The 12,064-nt window shown below is 69.8% G+C and carries 13 protein-coding genes and 1 rRNA gene; 10 read left to right on the top strand and 4 right to left on the bottom strand.

Annotated elements, in window-relative coordinates:
- Positions 1-33: 33 nt before the first annotated feature.
- Together aroA and rsgA are read left to right on the top strand one after the other, a co-directional pair.
- The gene (gene aroA, locus BM085_RS17830; RefSeq protein WP_177245150.1) at positions 34-1,311 is read left to right on the top strand and encodes a 3-phosphoshikimate 1-carboxyvinyltransferase; all 1,278 of its coding nucleotides are present in this window, start codon (positions 34-36) and stop codon (positions 1,309-1,311) included.
- 85 nt (positions 1,312-1,396) lie between these two features.
- Complete coding sequence (gene rsgA, locus BM085_RS17825) at positions 1,397-2,449, top strand: ribosome small subunit-dependent GTPase A (protein WP_093888097.1); 1,053 nt, start codon at positions 1,397-1,399, stop codon at positions 2,447-2,449.
- Between the two features lie 149 nt (positions 2,450-2,598).
- Here rsgA and BM085_RS17820 read toward each other — a convergent pair whose 3' ends face one another.
- Entirely contained in the window at positions 2,599-3,051 is a 453-nt protein-coding gene (locus tag BM085_RS17820; protein ID WP_031160781.1) for a DUF4442 domain-containing protein, read from the bottom strand.
- Positions 3,052-3,184: 133 nt separating this feature from the next.
- On the opposite strand from BM085_RS17820, the gene hisN reads away from it, so the two are divergent.
- From hisN to BM085_RS17790, 6 genes are all read left to right on the top strand, one after another.
- Positions 3,185-3,988: a histidinol-phosphatase gene (gene hisN, locus BM085_RS17815; protein ID WP_093888096.1), complete on the top strand. Its 804-nt coding sequence runs from the start codon at positions 3,185-3,187 to the stop codon at positions 3,986-3,988.
- 641 nt (positions 3,989-4,629) lie between these two features.
- On the top strand, positions 4,630-5,745 hold the full coding sequence (gene pstS / locus BM085_RS17810) for a phosphate ABC transporter substrate-binding protein PstS (protein ID WP_093888095.1): 1,116 nt from the start codon (positions 4,630-4,632) through the stop codon (positions 5,743-5,745).
- Between the two features lie 3 nt (positions 5,746-5,748).
- Positions 5,749-6,726, top strand: coding sequence for a phosphate ABC transporter permease subunit PstC (pstC, locus tag BM085_RS17805; RefSeq protein ID WP_093888094.1), 978 nt, complete (start codon positions 5,749-5,751; stop codon positions 6,724-6,726).
- Positions 6,723-7,598 (top strand): phosphate ABC transporter permease PstA, encoded by an 876-nt coding sequence (gene pstA / locus BM085_RS17800; protein ID WP_093888093.1) that lies wholly within the window; start codon positions 6,723-6,725, stop codon positions 7,596-7,598. Before pstC ends, pstA begins: the two co-directional genes overlap by 4 nt.
- Before the next feature lie 13 nt (positions 7,599-7,611).
- Positions 7,612-8,388 carry a phosphate ABC transporter ATP-binding protein PstB gene (pstB, locus tag BM085_RS17795; RefSeq protein ID WP_086567776.1) on the top strand — a complete coding sequence of 259 codons (777 nt, stop codon included), beginning with the start codon at positions 7,612-7,614 and terminating at the stop codon, positions 8,386-8,388.
- Between the two features lie 23 nt (positions 8,389-8,411).
- The gene (locus BM085_RS17790) at positions 8,412-9,131 is read left to right on the top strand and encodes a response regulator transcription factor (protein ID WP_093888092.1); all 720 of its coding nucleotides are present in this window, start codon (positions 8,412-8,414) and stop codon (positions 9,129-9,131) included.
- Here BM085_RS17790 and BM085_RS17785 read toward each other — a convergent pair.
- Positions 9,104-9,829 carry a serine hydrolase gene (locus BM085_RS17785; RefSeq protein WP_245789377.1) on the bottom strand — a complete coding sequence of 242 codons (726 nt, stop codon included), beginning with the start codon at positions 9,827-9,829 and terminating at the stop codon, positions 9,104-9,106. The genes BM085_RS17790 and BM085_RS17785 overlap by 28 nt on opposite strands.
- 52 nt (positions 9,830-9,881) lie before the next feature.
- Between BM085_RS17785 and BM085_RS45960 the strand changes: the two genes are divergently transcribed.
- Positions 9,882-10,223: a hypothetical protein gene (locus BM085_RS45960; RefSeq protein ID WP_245789376.1), complete on the top strand. Its 342-nt coding sequence runs from the start codon at positions 9,882-9,884 to the stop codon at positions 10,221-10,223.
- A gap of 106 nt (positions 10,224-10,329) precedes the next feature.
- Here the strand turns inward: BM085_RS45960 and BM085_RS17780 are convergent, their stop codons facing one another.
- Positions 10,330-11,223 (bottom strand): phenylalanine 4-monooxygenase, encoded by an 894-nt coding sequence (locus BM085_RS17780; RefSeq protein ID WP_093888091.1) that lies wholly within the window; start codon positions 11,221-11,223, stop codon positions 10,330-10,332.
- A 120-nt stretch (positions 11,224-11,343) separates the two neighbouring features.
- On the opposite strand from BM085_RS17780, the gene BM085_RS17775 reads away from it, so the two are divergent.
- Entirely contained in the window at positions 11,344-11,811 is a 468-nt protein-coding gene (locus BM085_RS17775) for an Lrp/AsnC family transcriptional regulator (RefSeq protein ID WP_093888090.1), read from the top strand.
- Between the two features lie 131 nt (positions 11,812-11,942).
- Here the strand turns inward: BM085_RS17775 and rrf are convergent.
- Positions 11,943-12,059: ribosomal RNA gene (gene rrf, locus BM085_RS17770) — 5S ribosomal RNA — on the bottom strand.
- Positions 12,060-12,064 lie beyond the last annotated feature (5 nt).

Here is a 12,064-nt window from a genome sequence, read left to right as displayed (position 1 = left end):
GCGCAGCGTCACCACCCCGGTAGGCTTTTGACCATGTCCGCTCCGCTGTGGCCCGCACCGACCGCGACCGAACCCGTCCGTGCGTCCGTTCCCCTGCCCGGCTCCAAGTCCGTGACCAACCGCGCGCTGCTGCTCGCCGCGCTGGCCGACGGACCGGGCACGGTACGGCTGGCACTGCGCAGCCGGGACGCCGACCTGATGGCGGACGCGCTCCGGGCCCTCGGCGCCACGATGACCCCCTCCAACGAGGGCGCCTCCAGCGTCGACTGGGCGATCACGCCCGGCCCGGTCACCGGCGGGGCGCGGATCGACGTGGGGCTCGCGGGCACCGTGATGCGGTTCGTACCGCCGATGGCGGCGCTGAGCGACGGCGAGGTTTTCTTCGACGGCGACCCGCACGCGCGCAAGCGGCCGATGGGCACGATCCTGGCCGCGCTGCGCGCCCTCGGCGCCGAAGTGGACAACGACGCCCTGCCGTTCACCGTCCGGGGCCCGCTGACCGGCGGGGAGGTGACGCTCGACGCGTCGGGGTCCTCCCAGTTCCTCTCCGGCCTGCTGCTGACCGCGGCCCGGTTCGAGAAGGGCCTGACGGTACGGCACTCCGGCCCGCCGATCCCGTCCCAGCCGCACATCCGGATGACCGTTCAGATGCTGCGCGAGTTCGGCGTCCTGGTCGACGACTCCGAGCCCGACGTCTGGCGGGTCGAGCCCGGCCCGATCCGCGCCAGGGACTTCACCGTGGAGCCCGACCTGTCCAACGCGGCGCCGTTCCTCTGCGCCGCGATGGTCACCGGCGGCACGGTCACCGTCCCCGGCTGGCCCTCGGAGACGACCCAGCCGGGTGACCAGCTCCGGCGGCTGCTGGCGGACATGGGCGCCTCCGTCGCGCACGTGCCCGGCGGGCTGAGGGTCACCGGCACCGGGCGCGTCGGCGGCATCGAGGCCGACCTGCGCGACGTGGCCGAGCTGACCCCGACGATCGCCGCCCTCGCAGCCCTGGCCGACTCCCCCAGCCGGATCAGCGGCGTCGCCCACATCCGCGGGCACGAGACCGACCGGCTGGCCGCGCTGGCCGCCGAGATCAACGGCCTCGGCGGCGACGTGAGCGAGACCGCCGACGGCCTGGAGATCCGGCCGCGTCCCCTCACCGGCGGGGTGTTCCACACCTACGACGACCACCGGATGGCGACCGCCGGCGCGGTGATCGGCCTGGCCGTGCCCGGAGTGCGGGTGGAGAACATCGCCACCACGGGTAAGACTCTTCCGGAGTTCGCCTCCATGTGGGCGGACATGCTGGCGGGCGCGCGGTGACGGGTAACCCGGGCGGCACGCCCCGGAGGCGACGCCCGGCGGCGGCGGACGACCGTTCGCACGAGGTCGGATCGAGGCGGCGAAACTGAGAAAGCGCGAATACGACGAGGACGACGTCAGGGTCAGGCCGGGAAAGGGTTCCCGGCCCCGGACCCGGATCCGTCCCGCGCACGACGACGCGGTCCAGGGTTTCGTGGTGGCCGTCGACCGGGGGCGCTACACGTGCCTGGTGGAGTCGGTGGGCGAGAAGGGCCGCCGCCGTAAGAAGGACCGGCCGGAGGGCGCCGCGATGAGCGGCCGGATCGTGGTGGCCATGAAGGCCCGCGAGCTCGGCCGCAAGGGGATCGTGGTGGGCGACCGGGTGGCTCTGGTCGGCGACGTCTCCGGCGCCTCCGACACGCTGGCCCGTGTCGTCCGCGTGGAGCCCCGCACCTCGATGCTCCGCCGGTCCGCGGACGACACCGACAACACCGACGGCATCGAGCGTCCCGTGGTCGCCAACGCCGACCAGCTCGTGATCGTGACGGCCCTGGCCGACCCGCCGCCCCGCCCGCGCATGATCGATCGGATGCTGGTGGCGGCCTTCGACGCCGACATCGAGCCGATGCTCTGTCTCACCAAGTCCGACCTCGCCTCGCCCGACGAGCTGGTCTCCCTCTACTCCCCCCTCGGCGTGCCGTACGTGGTGCTCCAGAAGGGCGGCACCCTCGACGAGGTCCGGGAGTGCCTGAGCGGCCGGATCAGCGTGCTGGTCGGCCACTCGGGCGTGGGCAAGTCCACCCTGGTCAACGCCCTGGTCCCGGACGCCAACCGGGCTGTCTCCCATGTCAACGCGGTGACCGGCCGGGGTCGCCACACCTCCACCTCGGCCGTGGCTCTGGAGCTCCCCGAGGGCGGCTGGATCATCGACACCCCGGGCGTGCGCAGCTTCGGCCTGGCCCACGTCTCGGTGGAGACCGTCCTCGCCGGCTTCCCCGACCTCGTGGAGGGCACGATCGCCTGCCCCAAGGGCTGCACCCATCTCAGCGAGGAGTGCGCCCTGGACGCCTGGGTGGCCGCCGGCCACGCGGACCCGACCAGACTCGTCTCCCTGCGCCGCCTGCTCGCCAGCCGCGAGGGCGCACCCGACGAGGATTAGCGGCGTGGATCCCGGGGCGGCCGGGACGCGGGACGGCTGACGGCCGGGGTGGCCAATAACGGTTGGGACGGCTGACGGCCGGATGGCTAACGGTTGGGACGGCTGACGGCCGGGTGGCTAACGGTTGGGACGGCTGACGGCCGGGGTGGCTAACGGTTGGGACGCAGGGTCCAGGCGACGGTCATCTCGGAGACCAGCGTGCCGTCGGTGGTCCTGATCTCGACGGCGACCTCGAACTCGGGACGTTCCCCGGCGTCCAGCTTGGCCACGACCTCCTCCCGGGAAGCCCGCAGGCGCGCCTCGGCGACGACCTCGCCCATCGCGAGCTTCACGTAGCGGATCGCCGCGTTCGCGGCCAGCGGGGTCGCCCGCGCCAGCTGGTCGCCGAAGGCGGAGAGCATCGCGGCGCCGGAGGCGGACTCGGCGAGGCTGAACAGGGCTCCGGCGTGCGGGCCGCCCACGTGGTTGTGGAGGTCGGCGCGGTCGGGCATGCGGGCCACCGCGAACCCCGGCTCCACCTTGTCGAAGGAGATGTCCAGTGTCCGCGCGAAGGGGACGCTCTGCAGCATGAAGGCACCCACGTCAAAGGTCATGGCCCGCATGCTACTCGCCGGTAACACCAGCGCCAATGGAGGATTTACCCAGTATCCGGTTGACTGACGTGACGCGACACAATTCCCCGGCTTGTTCCCCGCTCTCCTATAACCCACCACTGAGGCGATAGCGTTACCTCCCGTGACGGGTTACAACGACGACCTGCGCCTCGCGCACGTCATGGCCGACGCCGCCGACGATCTGACCATGCGCCGATTCAAGGCCGCAGACCTCCGGATCGACACCAAACCGGACCTCACCCCGGTGAGCGACGCCGACCGGGCGGTCGAGGAGACGATCCGGGGCACGCTCAGCCGGGCCCGGCCCCGTGACGCGGTGATCGGCGAGGAGTTCGGCAAGACCGGGTACGGCGCGCGCTCGTGGGTGATCGACCCGATCGACGGCACCAAGAACTACGTGCGGGGCGTCCCCGTCTGGGCCACGCTCATCGCGCTGATGGACCAGGGCCGGGTCGTCGTGGGCCTGGTCTCCGCCCCGGCGCTCGGCCGCCGCTGGTGGGCCGCCCGCGACAGCGGCGCGTGGACCGGCAAGAGCCTCACCAAGGCCACCCGCTGCCAGGTCTCCTCCGTCACCCGGCTGGAGGACGCCTCGTTCTCCTACTCCAGCTTCGGCGGCTGGGAGGAGGCCGGCAAGCTCGACGAGTTCCTCGACCTGAACAGGTCGGTCTGGCGCAGCCGCGCCTACGGCGACTTCTGGTCGCACATGCTGGTCGCCGAAGGCGCGGTCGACCTGTCGGCCGAGCCCGAGCTCTCCCCGTGGGACATCGCGGCGCTGACCGTGATCGTCGAGGAGGCGGGCGGGATCTGGACCGACCTGTCCGGGGTCCCCGGCCTCGACGGGGGCAGCCTGGTGTGCACCAACGGCTCGCTGCACAGCGAGGTCCTCAAGCGCCTCGGCGGCGGCCCGCTCACCCTTCCCGTATAGCGCCCCGTCCCATCCCGTAGAGCGCCCGTCCCACACGGCACGGGCCGCAGAGCGCCCGTCCCACTCCCGTAGAACGCCCGTCCCACACGGCACGGGCCGCAGAGCGCCCGTCCCGCTCCCGTACAGCGCCCGCATCACGTGGCTCGCCCCGCGGTGATGCGGGCCCTCCGGAGCCCCTCAGACTCCCGCACAGAGCGCACCACGTCGGCCGGGTCCCCTTCTGCCCGGACCAGCCGAAAACCCCCTGAAGCTCCCATGTAGGGCGTCTCACCTGGCCCCTGAGCTTCCGGCCCCGAGCCGCCCGGCTCCGTCCACGCATCTCGGGGCCGCCCAGCACCCTCCGGAGCTTCCCGCACCCCCGGTCCGCAGGACCGCGGGGCCGCGGCCCCGTCCGGAACCCTTCCGGCCCGCTCCTCCGACCTGAACGGAAGCTCTGCCCAACCCCGTCCACGGCTCTCGTCCGGGCCTGCCCAGTCCCCCGGAAGAGCTCCGGACCTGGCCGGAAGGTCAAGGATCGCCCAAGCGGTCGCCACGACTCCGACCGAAGGCATTCATTTTGCGTTCACCTTCCTTCCGGTTTTGCGTCATCTCGCCTCCCTACTGTTTTGCACGTTGAAGGACTTAGTGGGAGGAACCCAACCGTGAAGTATGCAGGCCGGCTCGCCGCGGTCACCCTCGTCGGCGCGCTTTCGCTCGCTGCGTGCGGCACCGATAACAACACCGCCGGCACCGACACCGCCAAGGCCCCCGCCTCGGCCTCCTCGGCCGGTTCGGATGCGGGCCTCAGCGGCACCATCAACGCTGCGGGCTCCTCTGCGCAGGCGAACGCCATTGACGAGTGGAAGAAGAACTTCCAGCAGGCCAACTCGGGTGTGAGCGTCAACTACCAGCCCAGCGGCTCCGGTGCGGGTGTCCAGGCCTTCATCCAGGGCACGGTCGCCTTCGCGGGCTCCGACTCGGCGCTGAAGGACGACAAGGGCGAGCCCGCCCAGGCGGACGCCCGTTGCAAGACCGGCAAGGCCATCAACATCCCGATGGTGACCGGCCCGGTGGCCGTCGTCTACAACCTCCCCGGCGTCGAGGGGCTGCAGCTCTCCCCCAAGACCATCGGCGGCATCTTCAACAGCAAGATCACCAAGTGGGACGACGCGGCGATCAAGGCGGACAACCCGGACGCCAAGCTCCCCTCGACCCCGATCCAGGCGTTCCACCGCTCGGACGAGTCGGGCACCAGCGACAACTTCACCAAGTTCCTGGCCAAGACCGCCGACTGGCCGTACGAGCCCGCCAAGGCGTGGCCCGCCGAGGCCAAGGGCCAGGGCGCCAAGGGCTCCGACAACATCGCGCAGTCCGTCAAGAGCACCGCCGGCGCGATCAGCTACGTCGAGCTCTCCTACGCCGAGAACTCCAGCCTGGCCAAGGCCAAGGTCGCCAACGGCTCCGGCGAGTTCGTCGAGCTGACCCCGGAGAGCGCGGCCAAGACGGTCGAGGCCGCCGAGGTCACCGGCCAGGGCAACGACCTCAAGCTGAGCATCGACTACGCCACCAAGGCCGCCGGCGCCTACCCCATCGTCCTGGTGACCTACGAGATCACCTGCGAGAAGGGCCTGACTCCCGAGGAGGCCAAGCTGGTGAAGTCCTTCCTCGGCTACACCGCCAGCGACGAGGGCCAGCAGGCGCTGACCGGCCTGGGCTACGCCCCGCTGCCGGCGACGGTGCTCGCCAAGGTCCGGACCGCCGTCGAGGCGATCTCCTAGCCGATGGCGACTCCAGTCCGTACCCGTGACGGCGGATCGGCCCTGAGCCGGTCCGCCTCGCGGCGCAGCCGAGGTGAAGTCCCCTTCCGCTACGCCTCCACGGGCGCCGGGATCCTCCTGCTGGCGATCATGGCGGCCATCGCCGTCTTCCTCGTCGTCGAAGCGATCCCCGCCCTGCAGGCCAACGAGGGGAACTTCTTCACCACCCTCACGTGGGAGCCGAACAGCAGCCAGTCCTTCGGCATCGCGGCCCTGGCGTTCGGCACGCTGATCAGCGCCACCCTCGCACTGATCATGGCGGTGCCGGTCGCCGTCGGCGTGGCACTGTTCATCTCCCACTACGCGCCCCGGCGCATGGCCGGGATCCTGGGGTACGTCATCGATCTGCTGGCCGCCGTGCCCAGCGTCGTCTACGGTCTGTGGGGCGTCATCTTCCTCGTCCCGTTCATGCAGGGGCCCTCCGAGTTCCTCAACGAGTACCTGGGGTTCATCCCGCTGTTCGGCGGCGACGTCGTCGCGGGCCGCTCAATGCTGACGGCGTCGATCGTGCTCGCGGTCATGATCCTGCCGATCATCGCGGCGATCTCCCGGGAGGTGTTCCTCCAGGTGCCCCGGATGCACGAGGAGGCGGCACTGGCCCTCGGCGCGACCCGCTGGGAAGTGATCAAGACCGCGGTGCTGCCGTTCGGCCGTCCCGGCGTCATCAGCGCGTCCATGCTGGGCCTCGGCCGGGCCATGGGGGAGACCATCGCCGTCGCGCTCATCTTCCCGGCGACGTTCGGCATCAGCCTGGAGATCCTCACCCCCCAGGGCAACAGCATCGCCGCCAACATCGCCAATGGGTTCGGCGAGGCCACACCGGTCGGGCGCGGCGCGCTGATCGCGTCGGGCCTCGTGCTGTTCGTCATCACGCTGCTCGTGAACATGGGCGCCCGCATGATCATCGCCCGCCGCAAGGAGTACTCCGGAGCCGCCGCATGACCGCGATCCAGCGAATCTCAGCCGGCAGGCGGTTCAAGGACCGGTTCGTCCAGTCACTGGTCTACCTGTCGTTCGCCATCGCCGTGGTGCCGCTGGTCGCGGTCCTGTGGATGGTGATCAAGAACGGCCTCGCCCGCTTCGACATGGAGTTCCTGACCCACTCCATGCGCAACATCGGCGCCAAGGACGCCGGAGGCGGCGCCTACCACGCCATCCTCGGCACCTTGGAGCAGGTCCTGCTGGCCTCGCTCATCTCGATCCCCATCGGCCTGCTCACCGCGATCTACCTCGTGGAGTACGGCGAGGGCACCCGGCTGAGCCGGGCGATCAGCTTCTTCGTGGACGTCATGACCGGCATCCCGTCGGTGGTCTCCGGCCTGTTCATCCTGGCGTTCTGGATCCTGGCGCTGGGGCTGCCGTTCTCCGGTCTCGCCGGCGCGCTGGCCCTGTCGATCCTGATGATGCCGACGGTGGTCCGCTCCGCCGAGGAGATGCTCCGGCTGGTCCCCAACGACCTGCGCGAGGCCTCCTACGCGCTGGGCGTGCCGAAATGGCGGACGATCACCAGAATCGTCCTGCCCACCTCCTTCACCGGCATCGTGACCGGCGTCATGCTCGCCATCGCGCGCGTCGCCGGGGAGACGGCTCCGCTCCTGCTCACGGTCTTCTTCACCGACTCCATCAACAGCGACCCCTTCAACGGGCCGCAGATGGGGTTGCCTCTCTACGTCTTCGACCAGGCGGCCCGTCCCACCGACACCGCCATCGACCGCGCGTGGGCCGGAGCGCTCACGCTGATTCTCATCGTCATGCTGCTCAACCTGGTGGCACGCCTCATCGGCTGGTGGCGCTCGCCGGCCAGAGGCCGATAGGAGGGATGTCGAAATGAGCCAGCAGATCCAGGTCTCCGGCCTCGACGCGTACTACGGAAAGCACAAGGCCATCGAGGACATCTCGATGACGATCGAGCCGCAGTCGATCACCGCCTTCATCGGCCCCTCGGGATGCGGCAAGTCGACCTTCCTGCGGACCCTCAACCGTATGCACGAGGTCATCCCCGGCGCACGCGTGGAGGGCAAGGTCATGCTCGACGGGGAGGACCTCTACGCCGCCGACGTGGAGCCGGTGTCGGTCCGCCGGATGATCGGCATGGTCTTCCAGCGTCCCAACCCGTTCCCCACCATGTCGATCTACGAGAACGTGGCGGCCGGCCTCCGGCTGAACGGCAGGCACCCCAAGTCGACGGTCGACGGCATCGTCGAGGAGTCACTGAAGGGCGCCAACCTCTGGAACGAGGTCAAGGACCGCCTCAACAGGCCGGGCGCGGGCCTCTCCGGCGGCCAGCAGCAGCGCCTGTGCATCGCCAGGGCCATCGCGGTCAAGCCCGAGGTCCTCCTGATGGACGAGCCGTGCTCCGCCCTGGACCCGATCTCCACGCTGGCCATCGAAGACCTGATGGCCGAGCTGAAGAGCCGGTTCACGATCATCATCGTGACGCACAACATGCAGCAGGCCGCGCGGGTGAGCGACCGCACCGCCTTCTTCAACCTGGCGGGACAGGGCCAGCCGGGCCGCGTCATCGAGATGGACGACACCTCACGCATCTTCACCAACCCCGCCCAGCAGGCGACCGAGGACTACATCACCGGTCGCTTCGGATAAATCGACCACATTGGAGGACCCGGGTGATCCAGCCGCAGACGGCACCCGAGGTGAACGAGGACACCCGGACGGCGCCCCTGCTGCTGGTGGCCGATCCGGAATCGACCTTGGCCCACGGTCTGGCCGACGCCCTCGAACGCGAGGGCGTCGTGGTCACGGGCGTCACCGACGGCGCACAGGCCCTGTTGCAGGCCGGCGCCCTCCGGCCCGACGTCGTGCTCGTCAGCGCCTCGCTACCGGTCATCGGGGCAGTCGAGTTCATCCGCGCCGTACGGCTGTCGCGACCGATTCCCGTGCTGCTGGGCGTCGGTGAGGGCCATGCGGAGCAGGCCGTCCAGGCGCTCGCGGCCGGGGCCACCGCGTGTGTGGCCCGGCCGTACCGGGTGCCCGAGCTGCTGCCCCTGGTGCAGGCGGCCTTCTCCGGCGAGTCGGCGAGCCGCCGGCCCCTCGTGGTCGGCAGGGTCGAGCTCGACGTGAACGCCTACCAGGTGAGGGTCGACGGCCACACCGTCCACCTGCCGCTGCGCGAGTTCGAGCTGCTGCACTACCTGATGCGCAACGCTCACCGCACGGTCACCCGTGAGCAGATCATGCGGCATGTCTGGAACTCCACCGACGCCACCTCGACCAACACGATCGCGGTCCACGTCAAGCGTCTGCGTGCCCGCCTCGGCGACACCGACGACCAGCTGATCCAGACCGTGCGCGGAGTGGGTTACCGGCTGGTCGACAGGACGGCCTGACCGCCTGCCGTCGCGCATCCTCGCCTGCCCCGGAAGGCGGCCAGGATGCGCTTGACCACGCCCTCGACCCTGGCGACACCCGCGCCCATGCTCGGACTGTCCTCGGTGAGGACCGCCACGGCGTAGTCGTGCCCGGGCTCCCTGATCAGCCCGACGCTGACGACCACCCAGCGTCCGTTGGCCACATGCCGCAGCCAGCCGTTCTTCAGCGACACCTGGCTCTCCGACGGCCCCCGGCCGCCCACGCACGCCGCCGCGCTGATCCCCCACCGCTGTTCCGGGGTCACGTTCGCCATCAGCCGCAGCACCCGCTCCCGGTCCTGCTCCGGCAGCGGACTCCTCTTCCCGGCCAGCGCGCCGATCAGCCGGACCTGGTCACTCGCGGTGGTCTGCGTGATGCCCCAGCAGTACAGGTCCACACACCGCCCCGCCGGCGCATAGGTGCGTCTGAGGCCGAACTCGTGGACCGCCCTGGCCAGGCCGGCCTCCAGGCCGATGCGCTCGTACAGCCGGTCGGCCGCCGCGTTGTCGCTGAAGCGGATCATCCGTTCCGCGTCGTCCCTGGTCCGCCGGGCCAGCCGGTGCCACGGTGACGTGAGCAGCAGCGCCATCAGAATATTGATCTTCGAGGCGCTGGCCGTGGGTAACTGCAGGTCGCGGTGGTAGTGGTATGTCCGAGTGGTGGCCAGGTCCCGCACCGCGACGGTGGTCCGGCCGCCGTAACGCGCGAGGAACCGGTCGAGGGTGCCGGTGAGCCTCGGAGTGGAGACCCTCGGAGCGCGGGCCCTCGGAGCGGAGGCCCTCGGTGGTGCCGACGGCCTTGGGGCAGGTGGCCGGAGCCCGCCGAAGGGGACCGCGCTCGGCGTCACCACCGGCGGGGCCGACGGCGAGAGGGCACCCGCCGCCGTCGCTCCCGGAATGGACAGCGAGACGGCGCTCGGCGTCACCACCGGCGGGGCGGACGGCGAGGGGGCGCCCGCCGTCATCACCCCTTCGGCCGCGCACCCGCCTGCGAACGCGGCAATCAGTACGGCCGCCGCCACAACCGCCCAATGCGCCGACTTCACCATCAGCCCCGAACACTCTCTCTGATCACACCATGATCGGGATTTATCCCCGGAGGCGTGTCCGGAAGAGTGCGCGACGGAACCTCGCCCGGATGGGGGCTGAATTCTTGGAGATCCGGGCGGCGGGCTACCTAACCTTGACGCCCATCGACGATTAGCCGGGCGATGCTCTCGTCGTCACAGGTGGCCCAGAACTCCCCGACCACGTCTTCGAGATGCTCCAGCGACTCCGCCCGGAACAGCACATCCTGGTATTTGGTGATGTCGTAGTGGGTCGTACCCATGGCGACGAGGTCCAGGGGCCGGATGTCCATGTTCCGGAACTCCTCGATCTCCCCGTAGGAGGACAGGATGCCCGCGCCGTACGCCCGCAGCTCGTCCTGGTCGGTCATCACGCCGAACTCCAGCGTGAACCAGAAGATCTTCGAGATGAACTCCAGCGCCCGCTCGCTCTCGACCCGCCGCGCCGCGCCGCCGGCCAGCCGGTAGAGCCGCGAGTACCGATCGGAGGCGAGCGCGTTGGCGTGCCCGATCACCTCGTGGATCACGTCCGGTTCCGGCGTGTAGAGCGGAGTGGAGTGGTGGCGGATGTACTGGGTCGAATGGAAGAAGCCGTCGGCCAGCACGCCGTAGAAGTCCCGCAGAGGCACCAGCCCCGCGGCCGGGAGGTAGCGGAACCCGGTCAGCGGCTCCAGCAGCTCGCTGACCTCCTGGAGCTGCGGGATCCGCTCGTCGGGCAACCTCAGCCGCTCGGCCGCATCCAGGTATTCCACAGTCGCGTATTTGCGGTGCTTGATCGCCAGCTCACGGCTGACCAGGGCCCAGACCTCATGCTCCTGGCCGGTGTACTCGGCCACGAGGATCGGCGTGCCGGGCACGTGTCCCCCTGCGAGCGCGGCGATGGCGTTGCGCCGGAGCCGGTAGACCGGGTCGGCGAAGCCGGGGTGACTCGCGGCGAGCTCGACCTCGACCGTACCGTCGTCACGGGTCGCCACCGGCGCGAAGTACTGTGCTTCTTCGAACATGTATGAAATGACAGCAATTCTTCGAATCGTTGACAAGAGTGAGCAGTTTTACTGTGCGATCCATGCATTTTCGTACCGTCATAGCTGTCTCTGACTGGTCGTATCGCCTAATCTGAGGCGGTGACCATCGACGACCTGGACAGCCGCCTCCTGGTGACCATGCGCGCTCATCCCCGCATCGGTCTCACCGAGCTCGCCCGGCTGCTCGGCGTGGCCCGGGGCACCGTACAGGCCCGCGTCGAGAAGCTCACCGCCCGCGGCGTCATCGCCGACTTCGGCCCGACCGTCACGCCGGAGGGCATCGGCTACCCGATCCTCGCCTTCGTATCCCTGCAGATCGCTCAGGGCCGGCTGGCCGAGGCCGTGCAGGCGCTGCAGTCCCTGCCCGAGATCCTTGAGGTGTACGGCACCAGCGGCCAGGCGGATCTGCTCTGCCGCGTGGTCGCCCGGAGCACGCCGGACCTTCAGGAGATCATCGCCCGCATCCTGACCTCGCCCGCGGTCCAGCGCACCGACACCACGATCGCCCTGTCAGTCCAGGTCCCCTACCGGATCGAGCCCCTGCTCCACGCCGCTCCGGACGCCTGACCGGGAGTTCCCCCGACGCGGACGGGCAGCCAGAACAGACGAAAGCTGGATCCCATGAAAGCCGGTTCTTCCCAAAAGGGTCCGGAAAGCAGAAAAGGCCACCCCGAAGGGTGGCCTTTCCTAAAAAGATTGTCCGGCGGCGACCTACTCTCCCACACCGTCCCCGGTGCAGTACCATCGGCGCTGAAGAGCTTAACTTCCGGGTTCGGAATGTAACCGGGTGTTTCCCCTTCGCCATAACCGCCGTAACACT

It is taken from the genome of Streptosporangium canum (genome assembly GCF_900113865.1).
GTDB lineage: Bacteria > Actinomycetota > Actinomycetes > Streptosporangiales > Streptosporangiaceae > Streptosporangium > Streptosporangium canum.
Note: the sequence above shows the minus strand (reverse complement) of the source record. Positions and strands in the feature narration are given on the sequence as shown.